The 25,085-nt window shown below is 65.7% G+C and carries 27 protein-coding genes; 14 read left to right on the top strand and 13 right to left on the bottom strand.

From position 1 onward, the window contains the following. Nucleotides 1-10 precede the first annotated feature (10 nt). Entirely contained in the window at nt 11-322 is a 312-nt protein-coding gene (locus QM797_RS15935) for an antibiotic biosynthesis monooxygenase family protein (protein ID WP_032380136.1), read from the bottom strand. Between the two features lie 36 nt (nt 323-358). On the opposite strand from QM797_RS15935, the gene QM797_RS15930 reads away from it, so the two are divergent. Together QM797_RS15930 and QM797_RS15925 are read left to right on the top strand one after the other, a co-directional pair. Next, nucleotides 359-1,135, top strand: coding sequence for an alpha/beta fold hydrolase (locus QM797_RS15930; protein ID WP_283276618.1), 777 nt, complete (start codon nt 359-361; stop codon nt 1,133-1,135). Beyond that, entirely contained in the window at nt 1,102-1,911 is an 810-nt protein-coding gene (locus tag QM797_RS15925; protein WP_283276617.1) for an alpha/beta fold hydrolase, read from the top strand. Before QM797_RS15930 ends, QM797_RS15925 begins: the two co-directional genes overlap by 34 nt. Here QM797_RS15925 and QM797_RS15920 read toward each other — a convergent pair. Next, nucleotides 1,908-2,792, bottom strand: coding sequence for an HhH-GPD family protein (locus QM797_RS15920; RefSeq protein WP_283276616.1), 885 nt, complete (start codon nt 2,790-2,792; stop codon nt 1,908-1,910). The two genes, QM797_RS15925 and QM797_RS15920, sit on opposite strands and share 4 nt — an antisense overlap. Before the next feature lie 90 nt (nt 2,793-2,882). On the opposite strand from QM797_RS15920, the gene QM797_RS15915 reads away from it, so the two are divergent. The 3 genes from QM797_RS15915 to QM797_RS15905 all read left to right on the top strand — a co-directional run bounded on the left by QM797_RS15915 (nt 2,883) and on the right by QM797_RS15905 (nt 5,216). Next, nucleotides 2,883-3,509, top strand: coding sequence for a carbonic anhydrase (locus QM797_RS15915; protein WP_283276615.1), 627 nt, complete (start codon nt 2,883-2,885; stop codon nt 3,507-3,509). A gap of 90 nt (nt 3,510-3,599) precedes the next feature. Then, on the top strand, nt 3,600-4,328 hold the full coding sequence (locus tag QM797_RS15910; protein WP_283276614.1) for a hypothetical protein: 729 nt from the start codon (nt 3,600-3,602) through the stop codon (nt 4,326-4,328). Nucleotides 4,329-4,343: 15 nt separating this feature from the next. Further along, entirely contained in the window at nt 4,344-5,216 is an 873-nt protein-coding gene (locus QM797_RS15905; RefSeq protein WP_283276613.1) for an SCO6745 family protein, read from the top strand. On the opposite strand, the gene disA is transcribed toward QM797_RS15905, so the two are convergent. From disA to QM797_RS15890, 3 genes are all read right to left on the bottom strand, one after another. Further along, nucleotides 5,213-6,298 (bottom strand): DNA integrity scanning diadenylate cyclase DisA, encoded by a 1,086-nt coding sequence (gene disA, locus QM797_RS15900; RefSeq protein WP_283276612.1) that lies wholly within the window; start codon nt 6,296-6,298, stop codon nt 5,213-5,215. The genes QM797_RS15905 and disA overlap by 4 nt on opposite strands. A gap of 87 nt (nt 6,299-6,385) precedes the next feature. After that, a complete protein-coding gene (gene radA, locus QM797_RS15895; protein ID WP_283276611.1) occupies nt 6,386-7,783 on the bottom strand; it encodes a DNA repair protein RadA in 1,398 nt (465 codons plus the stop codon). Between the two features lie 57 nt (nt 7,784-7,840). Further along, complete coding sequence (locus tag QM797_RS15890) at nt 7,841-8,446, bottom strand: copper chaperone PCu(A)C domain-containing protein (protein WP_283276610.1); 606 nt, start codon at nt 8,444-8,446, stop codon at nt 7,841-7,843. 288 nt (nt 8,447-8,734) lie between these two features. Here QM797_RS15890 and QM797_RS15885 point away from each other — a divergent pair, with 288 nt between their 5' ends. Genes QM797_RS15885 through rlmB form a run of 5 tightly spaced genes read left to right on the top strand, consistent with a single transcriptional unit; the run spans nt 8,735 to nt 12,804 of the window. Next, nucleotides 8,735-9,223, top strand: a complete 489-nt coding sequence (locus tag QM797_RS15885; protein WP_283276609.1) for a CarD family transcriptional regulator — start codon at nt 8,735-8,737, stop codon at nt 9,221-9,223. 18 nt (nt 9,224-9,241) lie between these two features. Further along, a complete protein-coding gene (gene ispD / locus QM797_RS15880) occupies nt 9,242-9,907 on the top strand; it encodes a 2-C-methyl-D-erythritol 4-phosphate cytidylyltransferase (protein WP_283276608.1) in 666 nt (221 codons plus the stop codon). Between the two features lie 10 nt (nt 9,908-9,917). Beyond that, nucleotides 9,918-10,382, top strand: coding sequence for a 2-C-methyl-D-erythritol 2,4-cyclodiphosphate synthase (gene ispF, locus QM797_RS15875; RefSeq protein WP_283276607.1), 465 nt, complete (start codon nt 9,918-9,920; stop codon nt 10,380-10,382). Nucleotides 10,383-10,405: 23 nt separating this feature from the next. Next, a complete protein-coding gene (cysS, locus tag QM797_RS15870; RefSeq protein ID WP_283276605.1) occupies nt 10,406-11,821 on the top strand; it encodes a cysteine--tRNA ligase in 1,416 nt (471 codons plus the stop codon). Further along, on the top strand, nt 11,821-12,804 hold the full coding sequence (rlmB, locus tag QM797_RS15865; protein ID WP_283276604.1) for a 23S rRNA (guanosine(2251)-2'-O)-methyltransferase RlmB: 984 nt from the start codon (nt 11,821-11,823) through the stop codon (nt 12,802-12,804). The genes cysS and rlmB overlap by 1 nt, the downstream gene beginning before the upstream one ends. Before the next feature lie 23 nt (nt 12,805-12,827). Here the strand turns inward: rlmB and QM797_RS15860 are convergent, their stop codons facing one another. From QM797_RS15860 to QM797_RS15835, 6 genes are read right to left on the bottom strand one after another with little or no spacing between them, the layout of a single operon-like run. Then, the gene (locus QM797_RS15860; protein ID WP_283276603.1) at nt 12,828-13,682 is read right to left on the bottom strand and encodes a 5-oxoprolinase subunit C family protein; all 855 of its coding nucleotides are present in this window, start codon (nt 13,680-13,682) and stop codon (nt 12,828-12,830) included. Continuing rightward, the gene (locus tag QM797_RS15855; protein ID WP_283276602.1) at nt 13,679-14,281 is read right to left on the bottom strand and encodes a 5-oxoprolinase subunit B family protein; all 603 of its coding nucleotides are present in this window, start codon (nt 14,279-14,281) and stop codon (nt 13,679-13,681) included. Before QM797_RS15855 ends, QM797_RS15860 begins: the two co-directional genes overlap by 4 nt. Next, a complete protein-coding gene (locus QM797_RS15850) occupies nt 14,281-15,039 on the bottom strand; it encodes a LamB/YcsF family protein (protein WP_283276601.1) in 759 nt (252 codons plus the stop codon). The genes QM797_RS15855 and QM797_RS15850 overlap by 1 nt, the downstream gene beginning before the upstream one ends. A gap of 10 nt (nt 15,040-15,049) precedes the next feature. Further along, nucleotides 15,050-15,928, bottom strand: coding sequence for a metal ABC transporter permease (locus QM797_RS15845; RefSeq protein WP_032380152.1), 879 nt, complete (start codon nt 15,926-15,928; stop codon nt 15,050-15,052). Further along, on the bottom strand, nt 15,925-16,758 hold the full coding sequence (locus QM797_RS15840; RefSeq protein WP_283276599.1) for a metal ABC transporter ATP-binding protein: 834 nt from the start codon (nt 16,756-16,758) through the stop codon (nt 15,925-15,927). The genes QM797_RS15845 and QM797_RS15840 overlap by 4 nt, the downstream gene beginning before the upstream one ends. Before the next feature lie 31 nt (nt 16,759-16,789). Beyond that, nucleotides 16,790-17,800, bottom strand: coding sequence for a metal ABC transporter solute-binding protein, Zn/Mn family (locus tag QM797_RS15835; protein WP_283276598.1), 1,011 nt, complete (start codon nt 17,798-17,800; stop codon nt 16,790-16,792). A gap of 142 nt (nt 17,801-17,942) precedes the next feature. Here QM797_RS15835 and QM797_RS15830 point away from each other — a divergent pair, with 142 nt between their 5' ends. After that, nucleotides 17,943-19,049 carry a LacI family DNA-binding transcriptional regulator gene (locus QM797_RS15830; RefSeq protein WP_283276597.1) on the top strand — a complete coding sequence of 369 codons (1,107 nt, stop codon included), beginning with the start codon at nt 17,943-17,945 and terminating at the stop codon, nt 19,047-19,049. Between the two features lie 132 nt (nt 19,050-19,181). Here QM797_RS15830 and otsB read toward each other — a convergent pair whose 3' ends face one another. Next, entirely contained in the window at nt 19,182-21,734 is a 2,553-nt protein-coding gene (gene otsB / locus QM797_RS15825; protein ID WP_283276596.1) for a trehalose-phosphatase, read from the bottom strand. 59 nt (nt 21,735-21,793) lie between these two features. Continuing rightward, entirely contained in the window at nt 21,794-22,537 is a 744-nt protein-coding gene (locus QM797_RS15820) for a FadR/GntR family transcriptional regulator (RefSeq protein ID WP_283276595.1), read from the bottom strand. Between the two features lie 80 nt (nt 22,538-22,617). Between QM797_RS15820 and QM797_RS15815 the strand changes: the two genes are divergently transcribed. The 3 genes from QM797_RS15815 to QM797_RS15805 all read left to right on the top strand — a co-directional run bounded on the left by QM797_RS15815 (nt 22,618) and on the right by QM797_RS15805 (nt 25,073). Beyond that, the gene (locus QM797_RS15815; protein WP_283276594.1) at nt 22,618-23,178 is read left to right on the top strand and encodes a gluconokinase; all 561 of its coding nucleotides are present in this window, start codon (nt 22,618-22,620) and stop codon (nt 23,176-23,178) included. 121 nt (nt 23,179-23,299) lie between these two features. After that, entirely contained in the window at nt 23,300-23,602 is a 303-nt protein-coding gene (locus QM797_RS15810) for a WhiB family transcriptional regulator (RefSeq protein ID WP_283276592.1), read from the top strand. Nucleotides 23,603-23,915: 313 nt separating this feature from the next. Beyond that, nucleotides 23,916-25,073: an acyl-CoA dehydrogenase family protein gene (locus tag QM797_RS15805; protein ID WP_283276591.1), complete on the top strand. Its 1,158-nt coding sequence runs from the start codon at nt 23,916-23,918 to the stop codon at nt 25,071-25,073. The last annotated feature ends 12 nt before the right edge of the window (nt 25,074-25,085 follow it).

Here is a 25,085-nt window from a genome sequence, read left to right as displayed (position 1 = left end):
GCACCGCTGCTCACGATGTCGCAGGCACGTCCAGCACGACCTCGAATTCGAGCAGTGATGCTCCCGACGAAACCGGTTTGCCCTCACCGGAACCGGCGTGTGCTTGTCGAGACGGTCCACCGGACCAGGCCTGGAACGACTCCTCGTCTTCCCACTGGGTGACGACGAAGTAGCGCGACTCGCCCTTGACCGGCCGGAGCAACTGGAACCCGAGGAATCCGGGGGAGCCGTCGACCGTTCCGGCGCGCGCAGCGAAGCGCTTCTCGAGTTCGGGGCCTGCGCCCTCCGGTACGTCGATCGCGTTGATCTTCACAATGGCCATGCTCGCGAGATTACTCCGCCGTTATGCTCGGCGGTGATGCTCTACGACGAGGGTGGATCCGGCCGTTCGATACTGCTGCTGCACGGGTTGATGGGCAGTGCCGCCACCTGGCGTCGGCAGGTTCCGTGGCTCCGAGAATTCGGGCACGTGCATACCTACGACGCACCAGGGCACCGGCGGCCGGCACCGTCCGAGCTCACGACCGAGTCGTTCGTAGCGGACCTTCTGGAAAATCTGCAGTCGCTCGGCCCGAGTGTGCTCATAGGCCATTCGATGGGAGCGCTGCATGCCTGGTGTGCAGCAGCACGGCGACCCGACCTGGTGACCGCCCTCGTGATCGAAGACATCGCGCCGGATTTCCGGGGCCGCACCGCCGACGATTGGGCCGCGATGATGCGGGCATGGCCGCAACCTTTTCCCGATGCGGATGCAGTGCGTGCGTTTTTCGGAGATGTTGCAGGACAATACTTTCTGGACTCCTTCGAGCACAGTGACGACGGCTGGCGACTGCACGGCGATGTCGACACTTTCGAGGCGATCTCCCAGGAATGGGGTACGCGTCATTTCTGGGACGAGTGGGATGCCGTCGACGTTCCGGTGTTGCTGATCGAGGGCGAACACACCATCACACCGGCCGGGCAGATGAGGCAGATGCACGTACGCAAGCCCGAATCGACGTATTCACGGATCGAGAACGCAGCGCATCTGGTTCACGACGAGGCACCCGAGCGGTATCGCATGGCAGTCGAGGGCTTCCTGCGCACACTAGAGTCACCCGAATGCCTCTCGCGAAGCTCAACGGAATCGATCTGAACCACGACGTCACCGGTGCCGGACCGCTCGTAGTGCTGGTGATGGGAACCGGCAGCCCGGGGCGGGTATGGCGAACCCATCAGGTTCCAGCCCTGGTGAAGAGCGGGTTTCGGGTCGCGACGTTCGACAATCGCGGTATCGCACCGTCTTCGGAGTGCGCGGGCGGGATGATGCTCGACGACCTGGTGGCCGACACCGCTGCCCTCGTCGAGCACCTCGGTGGTGGCCCCGCGCGCGTCGTGGGCACCTCGATGGGAGCCCGCGTCACCCAGGAATTGGCTTTGGCCCGGCCGGATCTGGTGTCGCATGCAGTGATGATGGCCACCTTCGGTAAGGCCACCACCTTTCGTGTGCAGATGTCGAAGGGTGAGAAGGATCTCCACGACGCCGGAATCGAACTTCCCGCGTCGTACCGCGCGGCAATGACTGCGATGCAGAACTTTTCACCGAAGACCCTGGCCGACGACAGTGCGATCGGCGATTGGTTGGCAGTTCTCGAATATTCGGGTGGCCGGAAGACGGCGGGCATGCGGGCGCAGATCGGACTCGAAATGCGCTCCGGGACAGACCGATTGGCTGCGTACCGGTCGATCAGGGCGAAATCTCTGGTGATCGGATTTGCCGATGACCGCATGATTCCGGTGCAGCAGTGCCGTGACGTTGCCGCCGCGATACCCGGTGCGCGCTATGTCGAAATAGCCGACACCGGCCACTTCGGCTACCTCGAACGCCCCGATGCGGTCAATGCGGCTCTGGTCGAGTTTCTGGCGTCCTAACCGTCCGAACCCTCGCCCGCGAGGGCGAACAATCCCGATTCGGTTTGTTCGATCAAGCCGTCGGTGAGCAACGAATCGAGAGCACGGTCGCGTTGGGTCGGGTCGGTGGGCCAGACGATGTCGAGCTGGGCTCGTTCGACAGGACCGGTGCTCTCGCGCAGCACCGACATGAGTTTGCCGCGAACCTGACGGTCGGTGCCTGCGAACTTCTGGACCTTCTTCGCAGGCCCGGTGTGCGCGGGTCTGCCCGCCTCGATCCAGGCACATTCCGGCAACGGGCACAGCAGGCACGCCGGATTCTTGGCGGTACAGATCAGCGCGCCGAGCTCCATCAATGCCGCCGAGTATCGGGCCGCCCGCGGGACGCTCACCGGCAGCAGCTGCTCCACATCGGCCAGATCCCTTGTGGTGGAGGGATTTCCGGGCTCGGCGCCGCCATGCTGCGCACGCGCGACAACGCGTCGAACATTGGTGTCCACCACCGGAACTCGCTGACCGTAGGCGAAGCACGCGACCGCTCTTGCTGTGTAGGCACCGATGCCCGGCAGGCTCAGCAGTGTGTCCACGTCGCTCGGCACCTCGTCGCCGTACTCCTCGGCGAGCGCTCGCGAGCACTCGTGCAACCGCAGCGCTCGACGCGGATAGCCCAACTTGCCCCACGCACGCAGTACCTCGGCCTGCGAGGACGCTGCCATCGCCGAGGGCACCGGCCACCGCTGCACCCACTGCTCCCAGATGGGTGCCACCCGCACCACCGGAGTCTGCTGCAGCATGATCTCGCTCATCAGGATCTGCCAGGCGCTCACGCCCGGACGACGCCACGGCAGGTCGCGCCCGTCGGTGTCGAACCACCCGAGCAGAGCCTCGGCATCGATCGGCAACTGTGCGCCCTTCTTCTCGTGTCTGTGATCGGTACCAACAATAGTGAACCCAACTCGCCCCGCGCCCGCGGCGCGTGCACAATGGATTCCATGCCTGCTTCGAATCCGATCGCTGCCTGGAAGTCACTCAAGGAAGGCAACCAACGGTTCGTCTCCGGAGAGGTCCTGCACCCGTCGCAGGGCATCGAGGACCGTGCTCGCCTCGAGAGCGCTCAGCATCCCGGTGCCATCCTGTTCGGCTGCGCCGACTCGCGCGTTGCGGCCGAGATCATCTTCGATCAGGGCCTCGGTGACATGTTCGTCGTTCGCACCGCCGGTCACGTGGTGGACTCCGCCGTCCTCGGTTCCATCGAGTACGGCGTCGCGGTGCTGAACGCGCCGTTGATCGTGGTGCTCGGTCACGATCACTGCGGTGCAGTCCAGGCGACCGTCGACGCCCTCGAAAGCGGAGACGTCCCCGGTGGCTACATCCGCGACGTCGTCGAACGCGTCACCCCGTCCGTGCTCTCGGCCCGACGTGACGGTTACGAGGCGGTCGACGAGTTCGAGGCACGGCACGTCCAGGAGACGGGCAATCTGCTGATGCAGCGCTCCCGCATCGTCGCCGACAAGGTAGAAGCCGGGGAACTCGCGATCGTCGGCCTCACCTACCAGCTGTCCAAGGGGCACGCGCAGCTCCGCGAGGTCATCGGCGACATCGGCGAACAGCCCGCCTGACTCGTGCCCAAGCCTGTGCGAGCCAGTCGTTCGCGCGACACGCCGCGCGGGCTCAGGGAAAGGTTGCCTCCGGCCGCATACGGTTGATTCGTGTTGGAACCGAGCGGGCCTTTGCCTCCCGAAATCTATTGGCGACGCCGCGCGCTCGCCATCGGTGCGGCCGTTGTCGTCCTCGGATTGATCGTGTGGTTCATCGCTTCGCTCAGCGGCCGTTCCGACGACACCGAGGCCGCTCCGGCCGGAGTTGTTTCGGCACCCGCATCGACTTCGGCTCTGCCATCACCCAGCTCGTCCGCCACCGAAGGTGATTCCGGCGGCTCGGGTGGCTCCGGCGGCGGCTCGGGTGGATCGGGTGGAGGCACCGACTCTGCCGCCGGTGGTGGCGCAGCAGTGACCACCAGCGGTGCACCGGCTCCGGTAATCGCCAACCAGTGCCCGGACCAGTCACTCGCGATCAAGGTGACGCCGGAGAAGGCCACCTACCGTTTGGGTGAAGAGCCTGTGTTCACCGTGGTCATCACCAACATCGGCTCCACCGAATGCCAGCGCGACGTCGGTGCCGGTCTGCAGCAGGCGCTCGTCTACACGCTCGACAATCAGCGCATCTGGTCCAACGTCGACTGCTTCCCCAACGCCGCGTCCGATCTGCGTACCTTCAAGCCCGGCGAGCAAGCCGGATTCACGGTCAAGTGGTCGGGTACCAACTCCGTTCCCGGTTGCGGTGAAGAGCGTATCCCGGTGGGTGTCGGTGCATACCAGGCGATCGCGCAGCTCGGCGAGCTCAAGAGTGTGCCGGAGCCGTTCAACATCACCGGCTGAGTACGGTCGGATCTCATGACCACCTCGACAGCCCTCGCCCGCGCCGCCTACAAGACGTTCGAACCTTTTCACGTCACCGCCTACTTCAATCCGGAGTTGGGGACGGCCTACGAGGACACCGGACTCGACGGTCATGCCTGGTACGTCGGTGCACGGGCCGCCCCGATGGGTCCGTGCACGCCGAGTGTTGTTGCGGCTGCGTTCTACAACTTCAACCCGGTGCTGATCGAGCATGCGTGGCCCGCCGCTGTGGCCGTCGGTCTGGATGCGGTGTCCGACCGTCGGTGGACTCTGCTCGACTCCGTTCTCGGAACGGCTCTCGGCTCCTTGGCGGACGACCCGGCGCTCGCCACGTTGGCAGGCCGTCTGGGCGATATCGGCGACACCGCCTCGTTCGCCGGCCGGCCGCTCGCAGCAGCGTGGCATTCCGTCGAGCGACCCGACGTGCCGCACCTTGCCCTCTGGCATTCCATCACCGTCCTGCGTGAGTGGCGCGGCGACGGCCACCTCGCCGCGTTGATCGACGCAGAACTCGACCCGGCGGAAGCGGCAGTGTTCCACGAGGCCGTCCGCCCGACCCCGCAGCCCGGCCGCCGAGCGCTCGGCAAGCGCATCACGCAGCTGACGAGGCAGTGGTCCGAAAGCGAATGGGACTCAGCCGCAGAACGACTCGCCACCCGCGGACTGCTCACCACCTCGGCCGAGGGTGAGACACTGACCGACAGCGGCACCGCTCTCGATCAGCACATCGAAGATCGCACCGACGCCATGGCATCGGCAGTGTGGAAGAACGTCCCGGACGCGGATCAGTTGATCACGAGCGCACGGCCCTATGTGAAGGCCGTGATCGACGCCGGTTTCCTCCCGGGGACCAAGAAGCCGTCCTAGTCGTACGGCCCCGAGATCGACGCCTCGGCCAGCCTGGACAAGCCTTCCCTGATGTGACGAGCCCACAATCCGCCGATGCCGTCGACCGATTGCAGGTCGGCGGCAGTGGCGGCGAGCAGCCCCTGCAAAGTGCCGAACGCGCCGACGAGGCGATGAATCTGGCTGAACTGCAACCTCGGAACGCGCGTGAGTACCCGATAGCCGCGAGGACTCATCGGGGTGTCGAGAGCCTCGATGGTCGCGGGATAGCCGAAAGCGCGGGCGAGCGTGGTCAGATCCAGCAGATCGACGTCGGTCAGCTTGTCGAGGGCCGCGAGCGCTTTCTCGACTCCGGTGGTGCTCGGTGGTTCGTTGCCGGCCAGGTAGTCGCGCACTATCAGTTGACGATCGACGTCGTTGTCGCCCAACAACTCTTCGAGCTGCAGGGCGAGCTGCCTGCCGTCGGTACCGAGTTCGAGGACGTTCTGTTCGATCTCCACCGACACTCGCCGCACCATCTCGAGCCGCTGCGCGACGGTCAAGGCATCGCGGAGAGTCACGAAGTCTTCGATCTCGACGACGGAGAGCTGACGGGTGTTCTCGTCGAGCCGAGCCTTGTAACGCTCGAGGGTCGCGACGGCCTGATTGGCGCGAGAGAGGATGGTGGCCGAGCCTTCGACGACGTGTCTGATGCCGTCGACGTAGACGCTGACGATGCTCATCGACTGGCTCACCGAGACAACGGGATAGCCGGTTTGCATGGCGGTTCGCTCGGCGGCACGGTGTCGGGTGCCGGACTCGACGGTGGGGATCTTGTGATCGGGGACCAGCTGGACGTTGGACCGAACGATGCGCTTGCCGTCGGTCGAAAGCACCACTGCGCCATCCATTTTCGACAGTTCTCGAAGCCTGGTCGGTGCGAACTCGACATCGAGCTCGAAGCCGCCGTCGCAGATCGCTTCGATCTCTTCGTCGTAGCCGAGGACGATCAATCCCCCGGTGCGGCCACGCAGAATTCGCTCGAGGCCGTCGCGCAGGGCGGTGCCCGGTGCGAGCCGAGCGATGGTTTCGCGCAACGCTGGGGACGGCGTGGTGCCCTCCATGGCCAACCCCCTCGTGTCATGTCGGCGCGCGGCGTCCTCTGCCCGTGCGTTCGATGTTCTCGTGCGAACAAAGAGTACTGCCCGGTGTCATACGGGGCGCATACGCGTGTAGGTCAACGCCTCGCCGACGTTGGTGACCGTCTTTACCTTGATGCCGTCGGGTATGGGTCCGGCGTCCTCGGGGACGATCGCGTAGTTGAAGCCCAGTCGTGCCGCTTCGGCGAGTCGACGGCCCAACCCGGCCACCCGCCGCACCTCGCCGGCCAGGCCCACTTCGCCCAGAATGACCATTCCTGCAGGCAGGGGTTGATCGCGCACGGCCGAGGCCACGGCCGCCGCGAGAGCGAGGTCCGCGGACGGTTCGCTGGTGCGCATGCCACCGACGGTGGCGGCATAGACCTCGGCCTTGGAGACCCTGACCCCGCACCGGCGTTCGAGTACGGCCAGGATCATCGCCACTCGAGCGTGATCGAGTCCGCTGACCGCACGCCGAGGCGACGGCATCGCGGTGTCGACGATCAGTGCTTGCAATTCCGCCAGCAGCGGCCGCTTGCCGTCCATGGTCACCGTGACGGCCGTCCCGGGGACGGCGTCGCTCCGATGATGCAGAAACAACCCGGACGGATCGCTGATGCCGACGATGCCGGTCTCTCGTAACTCGAAGCACCCCACTTCGTCGGAGGCCCCGAACCGATTCTTGACGCCCCGGATCATCCGCAGCGTGGAGTGCTTGTCCCCCTCGAAGTTGAGGACCACGTCGACCAGATGCTCGAGCGACCGAGGACCTGCCACCGCGCCGTCCTTGGTGACATGTCCGACGAGCAGCACCGCCACTCCGGTGGTCTTGGCCAGGGTGGTCAGGGCGCTGGTGATGGCTCGAACCTGCGTGACTCCGCCGATGACGCCGTCGACGTCGGCGGCGAGCATCGTCTGTACCGAATCGACGATCAGCAGGCTCGGCTTGACCTGTTCGACGTGGCCGAACACCGTGGCCAGATCGGACTCCGCGGCGAGGAATACTCGCTCGTGTACCGCGCCGGTGCGGTCCGCGCGCAACCGAACCTGGCCGGCTGATTCCTCACCCGTGACGTAGAGCGCGCGACGATCCGGTGCCGAGCGGGCCCACCGATGCACCACCTCGAGCAGCAGGGTCGACTTGCCGACACCTGGTTCACCCGCGAGCAGTACGACCGAACCGGGCACCAATCCGCCGCCCAGTACGCGGTCGAACTCGTCGATCCCGGTGGTGTTGGCCTGCGAGGTGGCACTGCTGATGGTCGTCAGAGCAGCTGCGGGCGTGGTCGGGATCATCGCCCCGCCGCCGGACCGCAGTGTCGACGCGCCTGCACGCGTGGTCAGGGGCGCGGCGGTGGCCTGGACCTCGTCCATCGATCCCCAGTTACCACATTCGGGACAGCGCCCGACCCATTTCGAGACCGAGTGATTACATGCAGAGCAGCGGTAGCTCGACTTCAGTTTGACCACGTCGGAAGCCTAACGATCGGTACCGACAATCTTGGGCGACCTCGACCGCCCCAGTCGTTATTCGCCGCTGTGCTCGGACACTGCCTCTTCGGAGCGCTCGAGCTCGTGACCGGCATCGACCGGGACGTTGACGACGACCTCGCCTGCGTTCGCGAACTCGAACGTCACCGGCAGCGTCAGGCCCGGACGGACGTTCTCGCTGATGTCGGCCATCTCGACCTTGATCAACTGGATCGGCACCAGCGGATCGTCGAGCTGAGTATCAGCGGGCGCACCTGCACCCAGGGCGGTCGAGGCAGCGATCTCGGTGCTGCCCGGTTCCGCTTCGTCGACGATGGTGATCTGTGCCTCGGGTGACGAGATGCCGGTCAGTTCGTCGGCGACGGCCGGGTTCGAGTTGATGGCCGTGAAGCCGAGCTCGACGGTGCCGCCGGGCTCGATGCTGTACTCCTGCGAATTGGGGTACACCACGTGCACGTTGCGCAGCTGGATGTCGCCCACGTCGGCGGAGTTGCCGTTGACTGCGGCGACCTGGGTGGCGGTCTGGGAGATCTGGCCTGCGCCGCACGCCGTGAGGGCGAGTGCGCCACCTGCGAGAAGGGCGAGAGTGGTGGCCACTCTGCGATGGCGGCCAAGCGGTGTCGCAGCGTCGATTGCAGTCACTTCGGTCGTCCTCCATGTGGTGCCGGGCCGGCTCGGTCCATCTCGTCCATTAGGCAGAGTAGTAGTTCTCGTGCACCGACCGCTCGTGGGGTCTGCCAGCGGCCCGATGACGCCAGGTGGGGGTGCCTGTCAGAAGAAGAACTTGCAGAACTGTCCACGTGAAAATGTGGCCCCGGATACACGTCGATCCTTCTGTGTCAACCCCTGATTCGGCATCGCTATGCCCCTGACCTGCACCGTTGATATGAGGCGTGGTATTCTGGATAAATCGAAAGGGGCACTTGTCACATGATTTTCAAGGTCGGAGACACCGTCGTTTACCCCCATCACGGAGCGGCGCTGATCGAAGCGATAGAGACACGCACCATCAAGGGTGAACCGAGAGAGTATCTGGTTCTCAAGGTCGCGCAAGGCGACCTCACCGTTCGAGTCCCCGCGGACAACGCGGAGTACGTAGGCGTTCGCGACGTCGTCGGCCAAGAAGGCCTCGACAAAGTCTTCCAGGTGCTGCGCGCACCGCACACCGAAGAGCCCACCAACTGGTCGCGCCGTTACAAGGCGAACCTGGAGAAGCTGGCCTCCGGTGACGTGAACAAGGTGGCCGAGGTCGTCCGCGATCTCTGGCGACGCGAACAGGATCGTGGACTGTCGGCAGGCGAGAAGCGCATGCTCGCCAAGGCACGTCAGATTTTGGTCGGCGAGTTGGCACTGGCCGAAGGAACCGACCAGGCCAGGGCAGACACCATGCTCGACGAAGTTCTCGCTACAGCTTCTTAGTGTGAACAGCTTTCCAGAGTGAACGGTACTGCCGGCGACGTAGTCGCGCTGGTACCCGCTGCAGGCAAAGGCCTTCGGCTCGGACACGACGAGCCGAAGGCATTCGTCTGTCTGGGTACCGACTCTCTTCTGACGCGGTCCGTGGACGGGTTGCGGGCCTCGGGTGCCGTCGATCGCATCGTTGTCATCGTTCCCGCGGATTTGCTCGACGCGGCTCGCAATCACGTCGGTGCCGATGTACTTGTCGTAGCGGGTGGCGACGAGCGCACCGATTCTGTACGAGCCGGTCTCGCTGCTGTCGGTGACGCGTCCATAGTGCTGGTCCACGACGCCGCGCGTGCCCTCACTCCACCGACGCTGATCGCCCGCGTCGTGGCCGAGGTGCGCGCCGGCCGCTCCGCCGTCATTCCGGTTCTTCCGGTCGTCGACACCATCAAGTCCGTCGACCTCATGGGCGCTGTGGTCGGCACACCCGATCGCGCGAGTCTGCGCGCGGTACAGACACCGCAGGGCTTCGACGCCGACGTCCTGCGCCGTGCGTACGACGCGACCACCGACGTCTCCACCGACGACGCGGGTTTGGTCGAGCGCATCGGCGAAACGGTACACACCATCCTCGGCGACGCCCTCGCATTCAAGATCACCACGCCACACGATCTACTACTGGCACAGGCCCTGCTGTGAGAGGCGAGCTATGAGAGTCGGCATCGGCACGGACGTCCATCCGATCGCTCCCGGCCGACCCTGTTGGCTGGCCGGATTGCTGTTCGAGGACGCGGACGGACTAGAGGGACATTCCGATGGTGACGTCGCCTCCCACGCTCTGTGCGACGCGCTGCTGTCCGCAGCAGGCCTCGGCGATCTGGGGTCGGTGTTCGGAACCGGCCGTCCGGAGTGGGACGGGGTCAGTGGAGCTGCCATGTTGACCGAGGTCAAGCGGCTGCTCGACGCCGACGGATTCGCTATCGGCAATGCCGCGGTGCAGATCATCGGCAATCGGCCCAAAATCGGACCGCGTCGCATCGAGGCGCAGGAGGTCCTCTCGCGCGTGCTCGGTGCGCCGGTATCGGTGTCTGCGACCACCACCGACGGGCTCGGTCTGACCGGTCGCGGTGAAGGAATTGCGGCCATCGCGACCGCACTTGTCATGACGGGGTAAAACCACCGGTAGCATTGCTGGTCGTGACCCTTCACCTACACGACACCGAGACGAGGGCCCTGCGGGAATTCACCCCCTTGGTCCCTGGCCATGCATCGGTGTACCTGTGTGGGGCTACGGTGCAGGGTGAACCCCACATCGGTCATGTGCGCAGCGGCGTCGCGTTCGACGTGTTGCGGCGGTGGTTGCTGGCGCACGATTACGACGTCGCCTTCGTCCGCAACGTCACCGACATCGACGACAAGATCCTCAACAAGGCACGCGACGCAGGCCGTCCGTGGTGGGAGTGGGCCGCGACCTACGAGCGATCTTTCACGTGGGCATACGACCGGCTCGGAGTGCTGCCACCGTCCGCGGAGCCACGCGCCACCGGACACATCACGCAGATGGTCCAGATGATCGAGCGTTTGATCGAACGCGGCCACGCCTACGCCGACGAGTGCGGCGACGTCTACTTCGACGTGCAGAGCTTCCCGGGGTACGGCGCGCTGTCCGGGCACAAGCTCGACGATGTACACCAGGGCGAGAGTGTTGCCGAGGGTAAGCGTGATCCCCGCGATTTCACGCTGTGGAAGGGTGCCAAGCCCGGTGAGCCGTCGTGGCCGACGCCGTGGGGCCCGGGTCGCCCCGGTTGGCACCTCGAATGCTCGGCGATGGCAGAGACCTACCTCGGCGCGGATTTCGACATCCACTGCGGCGGGCTCGATCTGGTGTTCCCGCATCACGAGAACGAGCGGGCGCAGTCGATGGCGGCCGGCGACGGCTTCTCGCGGTACTGGCTGCACAACGGGTGGGTGACGATGGGCGGCGAGAAGATGTCGAAGTCCCTCGGTAACGTTCTCTCGGTACCCAATGTGCTCAAAAAGGTTCGGCCGCAAGAGCTTCGGTTCTACCTCGGTGGCGCACACTACCGGTCGATGCTCGAGTACTCCGACACCGCGCTCGAGACCGCGGCCGTGACGTATCGGGGCATCGAGGGGTTCGTCCGGCGAGCCGTCGAACGCGCCGGTGAGGTACCGATGGGCAAGTGGACCACAGGATTTGCCGCTGCTCTCGACGACGACCTCGGAGTTCCCAAGGCGTTGGCCGAGATTCACGCCACCGTCACCCTCGGCAACACCGCACTCGAGTCCGGTGACCTACCGGCAGCGGTGGAGCACGCGGGCAGTGTGCGGGCGATGCTGGACATACTCGGCGTCGACCCACTCGATCCGCACTGGCTGGGCGACAGTGGTTCCGACGCAGCCGCTCTGGGTGCCCTCGGCGTCCTGGTCCAGGCCGAGCTGGAGCGTCGGGCAACGGCGAAGGCGACCAAGGACTGGGCCGCCGCAGACGACATACGGACAAGACTGGCCAAGGCCGGAGTCGACGTGACAGATACACCCAACGGGCCCGAATGGTCGTTGGGTACGAGCAAGACCGACGAAGCAGGTTTGTGATGGCAGGCAATTCGAGTAGGCGCGGCGCAATCCGCAAGGACGGCACCAAGAAGGGGCAGGTCGCCGGTTCCGGAGGCAAGCGTCGTAAAGGCCTAGAGGGTCGTGGCGCAACGCCTCCCGCCTCCGAGCGCACCAAGCATCCCGCGGCGCGCCGGGCCAAGCTCGCCGAGAAGTCCGCAACGAACCGCGGTGCCAACACCGGTGGCCGCGCGGGTGGACGACCGGCGGGACGTAAGGCCGAGGACGGCCCCGAGGTGGTACTCGGTCGCAACCCGGTCGTCGAGTGCTTGCGTGCAGGCGTTCCCGCCACCGCACTGTGGGTTGCCGTCGGTACCGACAGCGACGATCGACTCAAGGAAGCAGTGCAGCGCGCAGGCGATGCGCGCATCTCCATCCTCGAGGTGCCTCGCTCCGACCTGGACAAGCTCAGCGCCAACGGATTGCACCAGGGCCTCGCGCTGCAGGTACCGCCGTACCGCTACGCGCACCCCGACGATCTGATCTCGAACGCGCGCACGCACCAGGAGCCGGCGCTGCTCGTGGCGCTCGACAACATCACCGACCCGCGCAACCTGGGCGCAGTTGTGCGATCCGTGGCGGCGTTCGGTGGCCACGGCGTCGTGATCCCGCAGCGGCGCAGTGCGAGCGTGTCCGCAGTGGCGTGGCGAACCAGTGCCGGCGCTGCTGCTCGGCTGCCCATCGCGCGCGCGGTCAATCTGACTCGCACCCTCAAGGATTGGCAGTCCAAGGGCGTCACGGTCGTCGGCCTCGATGCCGGCGGCGACACCGAACTCGACACCTTCGACGGTAAGGGCCCGGTTGTCATCGTCGTCGGATCCGAGGGCAAGGGCCTGTCGCGTCTGGTCAGCGAGACCTGCGACCACATCCTGTCGATCCCGATGGCGGGGCCGGTGGAATCGCTCAACGCATCTGTCGCGGCAGGCGTCGTGCTGGCCGACATCGCGCGTCAGCGCCGAGGCTGAAGCGCAGTTGTGTGCGGCCGGGATCAACCGAGAGCGCGGAACTGTATCTGCGTTCCTGGGGTCAGCCGCGCCGCGGCGGACACATCTGCCGCGGTGACGACGGCGATCACTGGATAGCCGCCGGTCACGGGGTGGTCGGCGAGAAACAGCACCGGCTGTCCGGACGGTGGAACCTGCAACGAACCGAGAACCATTCCCTCGCTGGACAATTCGTCGTCGATTGCGCGGCCCAAGGGTTCGGCACCGTCCAGCCTGATTCCGACGCGATCCGAATCCTGCGTGACTGTCCACGGCTGCTCCAGCAAAATGGATCGAGCATGCTCGCTGAACCAGTGCTCGCGTGGCCCGAAGCTGACACACAGTGCGTCGGGTTGTGCTGGCGCTGGTGCGAAATCTGCAGCGGGCCAGCATGCCTTGCCGTTGCCGACAGGCAGGACGGTGCCGGGGGAGAGAGCGGCCGGGCCGATCCCCGACATCGTGTCTGTCGAGCGACTGCCGAGGACTTCCGGAACGTCGATCCCGCCCCGTACGGCGAGGTAGCTGCGCAGACCCCATGTCGGCGCGGATAGTTCCAGTTCCTGCCCGGCTCGCATCACCAGTGTCGAATTCAGTCCCTGCTCCGTGCCGTCGATCCGGCAGGTCGCGTGCGCACCGGTGACTGCGACGAGACCGTCGAACCCGGCGCGTAGCTCGAGTCCACCGAAGGTCACTTCCAATGTGGCAGCGTCGGAGTTGTTGCCCACCAGGCGGTTTGCGGCATCGTGCGAGAGGAGGTCTGCGGCACCGGAGCGGCCGACTCCGATCGACGGGTGCCCCGGGCGGCCGCGATCCTGCACCGTGCACAGCGGCCCCGTCTGCAGCACGGTCAGGGCTCTCATGCCCGCTCGAATCGGACGGTGGTGCCGGGGCGCAGCAGTGGGGGTGGATCGTGGTCGAGGTTCCACAATTGTGCGTCCGTGCGCCCGATGAGCTGCCAACCGCCTGGGGAGGATCGTGGGTAGATGCCCGAGAACTCGCCCGCCAGTCCCACCGAACCGGACGAGACGCTGGTGCGCGGCGACGTACGCCGCGGGACGTGCAGTCGGGTGTCGGTGCCGACGAGGTAGCCGAAACCGGGGGCGAAACCGCCGAAGGCGACAGTCCACGTCTGATCGAGATGAGCCGCAACGACTTCCGTGGTGGTCAGGCCGGTCAGACTGGCCACCTCGTCGAGGTCTTCCCCGTCGTAGATCACCGAGATGGTCACGGTGTCGTACCGGTCTTCATCCGTCGAGACGGAGGGTGTCACTGCCCAGATCCAGTCGAGAATCGGCTGCCGTGCCCCGTCGAACATCACCAGCACGGTGCGCGCGGCGGGAACGAGGTCGACAACGGCAGCCGGTGGGGCCAGAGCCAGCGCACGGTAGTACGCCATCGTCTCGTCCAGCCCGTCGAATTCGACGAGTGTTGCATTTTCGCCGGCCGGTAGGATGCGCATCAGACGAAGGCAGTGACGTCGATGTGGTTGGCGCGCAGCAACTCCGAGACAGCGTTGGCCATTGCGGCTGCGCCGGGGAAGTCGCCGTGCAAGCAAATCGAGTCGGCCCGAACGTCGATGCGCGAGCCGTCCACGGCCACGACGGTGCCGTCGGTGACCATGGTCAGCACTCGCTGTGCCACCGCATGGGGATCCGACAGCACGGCACCGGGTTCCGAGCGCGAGACCAGCGTTCCCTGCGGGGTGTAGGCGCGGTCTGCGAAAGCCTCTGCGACGGTGCGTAGTCCGGCTCGTTCGGCCTCCTCGAGGAAAACCGAACCGGGGAGCCCGAGCACCGGCAGGGTCGCGTCGTACGAGGTGACGGCGTCGACCACGGCCCGGGCCTGCTCGCGGTGGTGCACGATCGCGTTGTACAGCGCCCCATGCGGTTTCACGTAGGCGATCGCCGATCCGGCTACCTGGGCGAGCGCATCGAGTGCGCCCATCTGGTAGATCACGTCGGCGGTGAGGTCGGCGGGGGAGACGTCGAGAAAGCGTCGGCCGAACCCGGCGAGGTCGTGGTAGCCCACCTGCGCTCCGATCCGCACGGCTGCTCGAGCTGCCGAACGGCACGTACGCAAAAGGGTGGTGGGATCACCGGCGTGAAAGCCGCACGCGACGTTGGCGCGCGAGACCACGGCGAGCATGGCGTCGTCGTCGCCGAGAGTCCACGCGCCGTAACTTTCGCCTAGATCGGCGTTGAGATCGATGGCCGTCACCCTCGACATTCTAGGCGGCGACGAGCCGTCCGGAATTGGCCTTGCGCGTCGCCCCCACAGCGCGGCAGAGGAGGTAGATGACGAACGAGATGGTCGTGACGAACGTCGAGACGGGAAGTCCGGGAGCGAGGGAGAGCAAGATGCCACCGACAGCGGCGATCTCGGCGAACAGGATGGACAGCAGCGTTGCCTTGAGCGGACTGGCCGTGACCCGCGCGGCAGCCGCGGCGGGAGTGATGAGCAGCGAGAGCACCAGCAGGGCACCGACGATCTGAACGCCCAGTGCACATGCCACGCCGACGAGAACGGCGAACACGACCGAGAGTGCACGGACGGGGACGCCGCGGGCCAGTGCCACCTCGGGATCGGTACTGGCGAACAGCAGCGGCCGGTAGACCACCGCGAGCACGATCAACACCAACACAGCGCACACCAGCAGCAGCTGTATTCCGCTCTGCCCGACGCCGACGATCTGGCCGATGAGCAGCGAGAAGCTGGTGCCGGTTCGGCCCGGGTAGAGCCAGATGAACAGCACCGACAGGCCGAGCCCGAACGACATGATGACGCCGATGACCGAGTCGCGGTCGCGGGCTTTGTTGCCGAGCAGCGCGAACATCACCGCCGCGACGACGGAACCGACGATGGCACCGAGACCGACGGTGATGCCGACGAGCAGGGCAGCGGATGCACCGGTGAGCGAGAGTTCACTGGATCCGTGCACCGCGAAAGCCCACTGACGGCTGACGATCAACGGCCCGAGAGCGCCCGCGAGCAGCCCGAGAATCGCGGCCGCGATCAGCGCCTGCTGCACGAAGTCATAGGTCAGCAGGTTGGCGGTGGTGTCGAAGTCGAGCATCTTCGAGAATGCGTCGAGAACCTTCTCGTTCATGCCTTGTCTTCTCTGTCGTGCGGCACAGGTGGGTGGTGAGCGCCTGCCGAGCCGAGCGCATCGATGGAGTCGCCGGTGCCGACGACTACGAGTCGGCCGCGGACCTTCAGCACCTCGACCTCGGTGCCGTAAAGCTCCGACAACACCTCGGTGGTCATGACCTGCTCGGGAGTTCCGATGCGGAACCGGCCGTCGACGATGTAGACGATGCGGTCGACGAGCGGGAGGATCGGGTTGATCTCGTGAGTGACGAACAGAACGGCTGTCTCGTGCTCACGCCGTCGGCGATCGATGAGGCCTGAGACCAGTGATTGGTTGGCGAGGTCGAGGCTGAGCAGAGGCTCGTCGCACAGCAGGACCGAGGGGTCCCCGACGAGTGCCTGGGCAATGCGCAGTCGCTGCTGCTCACCGCCGGACATCGAGCCGACGGGGGCACCCGCGAAGGAGTTGGCGTCGACCTGATCGATCGCTCGCTGCACCGTTTCCTTGCGCTGCCGCATGCCGCGCAATCCCATGCCCCATTTGTGGCCGTCCCAGCCCAGGCCGACGAGATCGCGTCCGCGCAGCGGCAGATCGTCGTCGATGTTGCGTTGCTGGGGGACGTAGCCGACTCCCGACTGGCCGCGATGGACGGGATCACCGTCGATCGCGGCCGTGCCGGACGTGAGCTGATTCTGGCCGAGCAACACCTTGAGCAGCGAGGTCTTACCCGACCCGTTGGGGCCGAGAACGGCGACGAATTCGCCCTTTTCGACCGTCAGGTCCAGGTTCTGCCACAGCGTGCGCTCGCCGAACGCCAGTCCGGCATCGCGCAGTTCTACAGCAGGCATGTACTACAGCTTTCCATCACGCCGGTTCGGGTCAGGAGGCGGTGGTGAGGGCGGCCTGCAGATCCGTCGCAGCCTTGGTCTGCCACTCGATGTACGTCATGCCAGCGGGCAGCGTTTCGGTGACCTCGACGACGGGGATGCCCGCGGCCTCGCTGGTGGAGCGAATGTCCTGGGTGGCGGCGTCCTCGGTCTGGATGTTGTAGACCAACGCGCGAACGGACTTGGACGTGAACAGATCTCGCGTCGCGGCGATGGAGGCGGGCGACGGATCGTTGCCTTCCTCGATGGCGTCCTTGAAGTCCTCGGGGGTGCGATCGTCGAGCTCGGACTCCTCGATGAGGTAGTGCGCGATCGGCTCGGTCTGTGCCACCGGCGCGTTCGGGAAATCGGCCGCGATCTTCGAGGTCACGTCGGTGATGGCGTGGACCTGCTCGTGAAATGTCTCGGCGTTGGCGGTGTACTGCGCGGCGTTGTCGGGGTCGAGCTGACCGAGCTTGTCGGCGATCTCCTCGGCGGCGTGCGCTGCCACCTCGGCGTTGTACCAGACGTGTTCGTTGACCTCGCCGTGCGAGTGGCCGTCCTCCGTCGCGGGCTCGGTCGCCGCATCGGAGGTGGGCTCGGAGTCGTGATCGTGGCTTTCGTCGAGCAGGGTGAAGGCGTCGACCGACGGCACATCCTTGGCCTCGGAGCCGAGGATGTCCTCGATGAACTGGTCGTAGCCACCGCCGTTGTAGACGACGAGCGATGCCTCGGAGACGGAGGCAGCGTCGGCCGGGCTCGCCTCGTAGGAATGCGGGTCCGCTGAGGGATCGGAGATGATCGACGTCACTGTCGCGAGGTCACCGGCAACCGCCTCGGCGACGCTTCCCCAGACGTTGGTGGACGCGACGATCGTGATCGGCCCGTCGACGGGGGTGGCGGGGGCGGACTCGGTGCTCGCGGGATCGCTGGAGCTGCATGCGCTCAATGTGAGGGCTGCGGCGCAGCTCAGGCCCAGTGCAGCCATGAGCTTGGTCCGGGACGCGCGATGGATGGACGACATCGATGTACTCCTGATGGGCAATGCTTGACGCTAATGGAAACCGTTACCGTTGTACTCTAGCGCTCGTCGGGGCTCTCGATCGAATCGGACGAAGGCGACCTCGAATTTCTCCGGAGTGCGTTGTGGGACTAACGTCCCGGTAATGGTCAGGTCGAGCGAACCGCGACGTCAAGCGACGTTGGCGTCGATTGCTGCCGAGCTGAAGGTATCGCGCACCACTGTCTCGAACGCCTACAACCGACCGGATCAGCTCTCTCCCGAACTGCGCGAACGCGTACTGCAGGCGGCCAAACGGCGCGGCTACGCTGGCCCCGACCCGGTCGCCCGATCACTGCGTACCCGCAAGGCCGGAGCCATCGGGCTGCTCCTGACCGAGGCTCTGAGCTACTCCTTCCGTGACCCGGCCGCCATGAGCTTCCTCGCAGGCCTCGCGGAATCGTGCGAGGCCGCAGGGCAAGGTCTGCTGTTGATTCCCGCTGGTGCCGAACGCGACGACGTTCAGGCCGCTGCCGTGGTGCAACAGGCTGGAGTCGACGGATTCGTCGTCTACTCCGTCGCCGACGACGACCCCTACCTGGCCGCAGTGCGCGAACGCCACCTCCCGATCGTGGTGTGCGACCAGCCCCGCAACATCCCCGAGGCGGCCCTTGTCGCCATCGACGACCGTGTTGCCATGAAGATGCTTGCCGCGCATCTCATCTCGCTCGGGCACGAGCATCTTGCCGTGCTGTGCATGCGGCTGGGACGCGACCGCCGCGATGGCGTCGTACCCCCGGGGCGGCTGGCGGACAGTCACTTCCACGTCCAACGCGAACGGATCGCCGGAGTGCAGGCCGCGATGATCGACGCCGGACTCGACCCCGACACCCTCACCGTCGTCGAACGCTTCGACCACACCGTTCGCTCCGGCCATTCCGCCGCGGCCCAAGCACTGCAAGCCAATCGCGAAACCACTGCGCTGCTCTGCACCACCGACGTCATCGCGCTCGGTGCACTCAGCTTCGCGAGGGTCTCCGGAATCGATGTGCCGAGCCAACTCTCGGTGACCGGATTCGACGGCATCTCCGACGCCATCCGGGAGAACCTGACCACCGTGCGCCAGGACGCCGAGGAAAAAGGCCGTCGAGCCGGGAAACTGGTGCTCTCGTCCTCGCACTCGGGCATCGTCGCCGCCGAAACCCTGCCGACCGAACTCTTCCGTGGACGAACCGCAGGACCTCCGCCGGAACAACCGCCCGCTATCGCCTGAGCTGCCGTCGCCCGTCCGCCCGCCCTCATTTGGGATCAATGCGGATTCCAGTCACTCAGGGCAGAGTGCAACAAAGCCACATTCATCCCGACCGGGGTGGCTCTACCGGGTCGGGCGGTGGACGGGCGGGGGTCAGGCCGGCTGAGCGCTGAGCAATCTCGCGCAACGCAGCAGACCCAGGTGACTGTAGGCCTGCGGATGGTTGCCGAGTGAGCGTTCGGCGATGGGGTCGTATTCCTCACTGAGCAGTCCGGTGGGGCCTGCGGCACTGACGAGTTGGGCGAACAGGGCCTCGGCCTCGGCGCGCTGTCCCACCAACAGGTATGCCTCGACGAGCCAGGCGGCGCACAGGTGGAATCCGCCTTCCCCACCGGGGAGGCCGTCGTCGTGACGGTAGCGGTAAACGGTCGATCCGCTCCGCAGTTCGGCTTCGGTGGCGGTGACGGTGGCGGCGAAGCGGGGGTCTGCCGGGTCGATCAGTCCGGACAGGCCGATGTACAGCGTCGCGGCGTCGAGGTCGGTGCCGTCGTAGGCGGCGGTGAAGGACTGCACCTCGTCGTTCCAGCCGTTGGCGAGAACTTCCTCGCGAATGGTCTCGCGCAAGGGTGCCCAGCTCGGTTCGGCTGTGCGGCCGAATGTTTCGGCCAGACCGATGGCGCGGTCGACGGTGATCCACCCCATCACTTTCGAGTAGACGTGGTGGCGGGGATTGTCGCGGATCTCCCAGATGCCGTGATCGGGCTCGAACCAGCGTCGTTCGACGGCTTCGACCATGGCGCGGACGAGTTCCCAGTCGTCGTCCGACAGGCCGTTCTCGGAGCCCTTGGCCCGGCGGGCGTGCGCGAGGGCGGACACCAATTCGACGATGGGTCCGAAGACGTCCAGCTGAACCTGTTGGTTGGCAGCGTTTCCCACGCGGACCGGACGCGATCCGGCGTACCCGGGTAGCTCGTCGATGACGGCTTCCGCGGGAAGTCCGAGACCCCAGATCGTGTACAGCGGGTGTAGACGCTCGGGGCCGGACACCGACTCGAGTACGCCGTGGATCCAGGACAGGTAGTTCTCGGCCTCGGCCACGGACCCGACGTCCACCAGTGCTGTCGCGGTCAGTGCAGCGTCGCGCAACCAGCAGTAGCGGTAGTCCCAGTTACGCACTCCACCAATATCTTCGGGCAGTGAAGTGGTGGCCGCCGCCATGATCGAGCCGGACTCGGCGTGCACCAGGCCGCGCAGAGTCAGTGCCGATCGCTTCATCAGATCGCGCTTGAGCGGAGGCAGGTCCAGGCCGTCGGCCCAGTCCTTCCAGTAGGCCTCGGCAGCGCGGCGACGCTCGACCTCGGCCCAGGGGTGCTCGCTGAGATCGTCTGTACCGAGCCGCAATTCGAGAACGATCGGCCCGTTCGAGGGATCGACCTCTGCATGCGCGGTCTGTTGCGACCCGTCGGAGACGATGTTCCAGGTGACGCCGGGGCTACGCAGCACCATCGGGTCGGCCGTGCCGAGAATGCGCAGGCCGTCGGCATCGGGTTCCAGTGATGCCCAAGCTTTTCCGAATTCCGGACGCGGCGCGAACGTCACCACCGCAGTCGCCCTACCGGTAATGACGCGAGTCAACGCAGTCTGGCCCTGGCCGATGTCGTGCGGCAGGTAGTCGGTGACCTGCAGGCTGGCCCATTTGGTCTGCACCGTCATCGTGCCGTCCACGTACTGCTGGCTGAGCGGCAGCGATGCGCGGGTGGGTCCGACGCTGAAGTGACCGGCCTGATCGCCACCGAGGAGGTGCGCGAACACTGCCGCGGAATCCGGCTCGGGATGACACAGCCACGTGACATCGGCGTCGGGGGTGAGCAGGGCAACCGCATTGGGGCTGGCCAACATCGTGAGACGTTCGATACGTGGCGCGTCGGCTCCGGACAACCACTGCCGACGCTCCTCCAACAGGAACGCCAAGGCCAGCGCGACCTGTTCGGTGCTGTCGATACGGAACTCGGCGAGAGAGTCGCCCGGCCCGATCTTGACCCCGATATCGGGGCCGTGCAGGTGTCCGAAGGCCTTCTCGTCGGTGACGTCGTCGCCGAAAAAGACTGCGGCAGTCGCTGCTTCCTGGTGACGAAGAATATCGAGGGCGACACCCTTGTCGGTGACGATGACGGCCAACTCGATGACGGACTTGCCCTCGGTGACCTGAACGCCGTCGCGTGCTGCCGCGCCGGAGCGCACAGCGGCAAGCGCCTCGTCGCCATCGGCAGTCTCGGCGTTGCGCACGTGCAGCGCGACGCTGGCCGGCTTGGTCTCGATGCTGACGCCGGGATGGGCGTCGGCGATGGCCTGCAGTTCTCCGGTGATGACAATGAGGAGTTTCTTGGCGTCGTCGTCGATGGCGTTGACGAACCCGGCGTCGAACTCGCTGCCGTGGCTGCCCACCAGCTGTACCTCGGACGGTAAACGCGAGAGGATCGCAAGATCGCGAAGGGCGCGCCCGGAGATGACAGCGGCGTTGGTGCCGGCCAGTGAGGCGAGCCCGCGCATCGCGCTGACCGACTCGGGGTGCGGGAAGGCCTTCTGCGGGTCGGAAACGATCGGTGCCATGGTGCCGTCGTAATCGGACGCGACGAGCAGACGCGGAGTCCTAGCTACTCCAACGAGTGCGCGGCGAAGTTCGAGCGGCAATTCGAGAGCAGTCACCCGTCGAATCTAGGCGATGAATCCCGCCTCGGCGCGCCTGGCTCGGTCGGCTCGGGGTGTCAAGGCTGGTCGGGCACCAAACCGGGCGACGGCGTCACGCCCGAGGCCGCCGACATCGATGCGGCGGATTTGGTGACGATCGCCAGCATGGCTCGCTGTGCGGCGTCGCCGTCGCCGGCCTGGACCGACGAGGCGACCACGCCGTGTAGGCGGATCGCCTCCGGGTCTGCCTGCCTCGACATCAGGGCGTGTCGGGTGCGTCCGGCGAGCACCTCCACCACGATGTCGGACATCGACCGCAACATCGGATTGCCCGACGCGGCGAGCAACGTCCGATGGAAGTTGCAGTCGTGTTCGAGATACGCGACGGAGTCGGCGGCCCGGGACGTCGCCGACATCCCGATGACGGCTGCCGTCAACTCACCGCATTGCTCGGGCGTCGCTCGGTGAGCAGCCAGCTTGGCTGCCAAAGGCTCTATGCCCGAACGTAATTCGCTGAGCAGCAGTAATTGTTCGGCGCGAGCCGGCCCGGCCAGCTGCCAGCGGATCACCACTGGATCCAGTGAGTTCCAGTTCTCGGAACCCTGCACGGTGATCCCGACGCGGCGCCGCACTGTCAGCAACCCCAGCGACTCGAGAACCCGGACCACTTCCCGTACGACCGTCCGCGAGACGGTGAACCGCACGGCGACGTCGTCGGCCGAGATTCGGGTCCCACCTGGAATCGCGCCGCTCACGATGTCGCGACCGAGCTCGTCGAGCACCGAATCATGCAGTTGGCGGAAATCGCTGGTCTCGGTCATGTCCGATCGATCGTCCCACGGGTGGCCCGGTTTCTCGCGTCTGTCCGATCCGAACGAGCTTGATGCAGCAGTATCGAGGGATGGCATCGCAGACGACAGGCAGAGCGCATCATCCGGTTCTCGTGGTGATGGGAGTGTCCGGATCGGGCAAGTCCACGGTGGCGGGCATCCTCGCCGGGGCGTTGAAATGGGACCTTCAGGAGGGCGACGACCTGCACCCGGGCGCCAATGTGGCGAAGATGGCGTCGGGTCAGCCGTTGACCGACGAGGACAGGTGGCCGTGGCTCGACGTGATCGCCGAGTGGATCACCGATCACACCAGCACTGGCCGTTCGGGAATCGTGACCTGCTCGGCGCTCAAACGGTCGTATCGGGACGTGCTCAGCGCGGGATCCCGGGACGGGGCCCCGGTGATCTTCGTGCATCTGGCCGGAACCAAGGATCGGATCAGCGGACGCCTCAACGCTCGAATGGACCACTTCATGCCGTCCTCGTTGCTCGATACTCAGATTTCGACACTCGAGCCGCTCGCTGACGACGAGAACGCCATCGTCGTGGACATCGGCCCGCCGCCGACCAAGATTGCCGAACAGGTCCTCGTCGAGCTCGAGAAGCGCGCGGGGATGTCGGAGAGTCACTGAGCGCTTCGTTTTCCAAGCAAGCGCGCTTGATTTTAAGTACTACGAATGAACGAAAGGACTTGTAAAAGTATGACGAATGCGGGAAGGTGAGCTTGTTCACTTTTCAGTGAGGAGACAGCTCATGGTGCGAGGCGCACCCGCCAGGCCGGTCCAACTCCCCGTTCCCAACGCAGATGTGTGGGACTGGCAACTCGACGGCCTGTGTCGCGGATTGGACTCGTCGGTGTTCTTCCATCCAGAGGGTGAACGAGGCCGAGCCCGCACCTCGCGAGAGAAGGCCGCCAAGCAGGTCTGCGTTCGCTGCCCGGTGCTCGAGCAATGCCGCCAACACGCACTCGAAGCGAACGAGCCATATGGAGTGTGGGGCGGAATGTCCGCGCACGACCGCGCCGACGTCTACCGCGGAGCCGTCCGCACCGCCTGAACCCTGGTGCGCTCGACTGGCGATGCACACTCGTCCTCGACTACGCCAATGATGATGTCAGGTATTCGGGTGCCGTCGACTCGGCTCGAAACAACCCGCAGGGCTCGCGGATGTCCCGCCCGTCCCGATAGGTCGGAAGAAGTTCGTCGGGCAGGAGTGGATCGTCGAGTATTCGGCGGACGCGCCACTCACCATCCGTATCAACTCGCTTCGGTCGAGATCGCCGTCGGTAGTAGGTGAAGACGGCGGGGGTCGGAATCGAGTGCTTGTGTCCGTTGAACAGTCCGTCCAGACGGACTGTTATGGTGGATCGATGAATCTGGCAGTCATCGCACCTCCTTGGGCATCGGACGACGAAGCACTGGCATTGCGGGCGACCGCACGAAAGTTCTTCGAGACCGTCGCCGTTCCGAACCAGAAGCGTTGGGCGGAGCAGCGATTCATCGACCGAGAGTTCTGGTTGGAAGCAGGGAAGCTCGGTCTCCTGTGTCTGGCGGTACCCGAGGAGTACGGCGGGGGAGGAGGAACCTTCGCGCACGACATGGTGGTGCTCGAGGAGCAGAGTCGCATCGAGGAGCCGGGTTTCGGCAATCATGTGCACAGCGGCATCGTGGCTCCGTATCTGCTGGCCTACGGCAGCGAGGAGCAGCGCCACCACTGGCTGCCTCGGATGGCGTCGGGGGAGGTCGTGGCCGCCATTGCCATGACCGAGCCTGGCGCGGGATCCGACCTGGCGAGCATGACGACGAGGGCAACCCGACAGGGCGATCATTACCTGATCGACGGCGCGAAGACGTTCATCACCAACGGCGGATCCGCTGACCTGATCCTGCTCGCCGCCAAGACGGACCCAGCAGGCGGCGCGCACGGTGTGTCCCTGTTCCTGGTCGATGCGAACAACTGCCTCGGGTTCGAGCGCGGTCGGGTGCTGGACAAGCTCGGTCAACACAGCGGGGACACTGCGGAACTGTTCTTCGACAGTGCGTCGGTACCGGCTGACAGTCTTCTCGGTGACGTGGAAGGTATGGGGTTCGGTCAGCTCATGACGCAGCTGCCGCAGGAGCGATTGCTCCTCGCGGTGGCCGCCGCAGTGAGCGCGCAACGAGCGGTCGACCTCGCGGTGGACTACACCAAGAATCGACACGCGTTCGGAAAGCCATTGTTTGCGAAGCAGCACGTGAAGTTCGAGCTTGCGGAATGTGCCACCCTCGCCCGAGTGGCCACAGTGTTCGTCGACGACTGTGTCAATAAACACCTCGATGGCAGTCTCGACGCCGCGACCGCCTCGATGGCGAAGTACTGGACAACCGACATTCAGTGTCAGGTCGTCGACCGTTGCCTCCAGCTCTTCGGCGGCAACGGCTACATGCGCGACTACCCCATCGCGGAAATGTACGCAAACGCGCGGGCCCAGCGCATCTACGGCGGGGCCAACGAAATCATGAAAGAACTCATCGCTCGCTCGCTGTAATCGAAAGGGCTG

This window comes from Rhodococcus sp. IEGM 1381 (assembly GCF_030056795.1).
Classification (GTDB): Bacteria; Actinomycetota; Actinomycetes; order Mycobacteriales; family Mycobacteriaceae; genus Rhodococcoides.
The sequence above is the reverse complement of the archived record's forward strand: the minus strand, read 5'-3'. Positions and strand labels throughout refer to the sequence as shown.

What these genes read in the sequence shown, in the direction of transcription:
- QM797_RS15935 (WP_032380136.1), bottom strand. Translation starts at nt 322, where the DNA reads ATGGCCATTGTGAAGATCAACGCGATCGACGTACCGGAGGGCGCAGGC.
- QM797_RS15930 (WP_283276618.1), top strand. Translation starts at nt 359, where the DNA reads ATGCTCTACGACGAGGGTGGATCCGGCCGTTCGATACTGCTGCTGCAC.
- QM797_RS15925 (WP_283276617.1), top strand. Translation starts at nt 1,102, where the DNA reads ATGCCTCTCGCGAAGCTCAACGGAATCGATCTGAACCACGACGTCACC.
- QM797_RS15915 (WP_283276615.1), top strand. Translation starts at nt 2,883, where the DNA reads ATGCCTGCTTCGAATCCGATCGCTGCCTGGAAGTCACTCAAGGAAGGC.
- QM797_RS15905 (WP_283276613.1), top strand. Translation starts at nt 4,344, where the DNA reads ATGACCACCTCGACAGCCCTCGCCCGCGCCGCCTACAAGACGTTCGAA.
- disA (WP_283276612.1), bottom strand. Translation starts at nt 6,298, where the DNA reads ATGGAGGGCACCACGCCGTCCCCAGCGTTGCGCGAAACCATCGCTCGG.
- QM797_RS15885 (WP_283276609.1), top strand. Translation starts at nt 8,735, where the DNA reads ATGATTTTCAAGGTCGGAGACACCGTCGTTTACCCCCATCACGGAGCG.
- ispF (WP_283276607.1), top strand. Translation starts at nt 9,918, where the DNA reads ATGAGAGTCGGCATCGGCACGGACGTCCATCCGATCGCTCCCGGCCGA.
- rlmB (WP_283276604.1), top strand. Translation starts at nt 11,821, where the DNA reads ATGGCAGGCAATTCGAGTAGGCGCGGCGCAATCCGCAAGGACGGCACC.
- QM797_RS15860 (WP_283276603.1), bottom strand. Translation starts at nt 13,682, where the DNA reads ATGAGAGCCCTGACCGTGCTGCAGACGGGGCCGCTGTGCACGGTGCAG.
- QM797_RS15855 (WP_283276602.1), bottom strand. Translation starts at nt 14,281, where the DNA reads ATGCGCATCCTACCGGCCGGCGAAAATGCAACACTCGTCGAATTCGAC.
- QM797_RS15845 (WP_032380152.1), bottom strand. Translation starts at nt 15,928, where the DNA reads ATGAACGAGAAGGTTCTCGACGCATTCTCGAAGATGCTCGACTTCGAC.
- QM797_RS15840 (WP_283276599.1), bottom strand. Translation starts at nt 16,758, where the DNA reads ATGCCTGCTGTAGAACTGCGCGATGCCGGACTGGCGTTCGGCGAGCGC.
- QM797_RS15835 (WP_283276598.1), bottom strand. Translation starts at nt 17,800, where the DNA reads ATGTCGTCCATCCATCGCGCGTCCCGGACCAAGCTCATGGCTGCACTG.
- QM797_RS15830 (WP_283276597.1), top strand. Translation starts at nt 17,943, where the DNA reads ATGGTCAGGTCGAGCGAACCGCGACGTCAAGCGACGTTGGCGTCGATT.
- QM797_RS15820 (WP_283276595.1), bottom strand. Translation starts at nt 22,537, where the DNA reads ATGACCGAGACCAGCGATTTCCGCCAACTGCATGATTCGGTGCTCGAC.
- QM797_RS15815 (WP_283276594.1), top strand. Translation starts at nt 22,618, where the DNA reads ATGGCATCGCAGACGACAGGCAGAGCGCATCATCCGGTTCTCGTGGTG.
- QM797_RS15810 (WP_283276592.1), top strand. Translation starts at nt 23,300, where the DNA reads ATGGTGCGAGGCGCACCCGCCAGGCCGGTCCAACTCCCCGTTCCCAAC.
- QM797_RS15805 (WP_283276591.1), top strand. Translation starts at nt 23,916, where the DNA reads ATGAATCTGGCAGTCATCGCACCTCCTTGGGCATCGGACGACGAAGCA.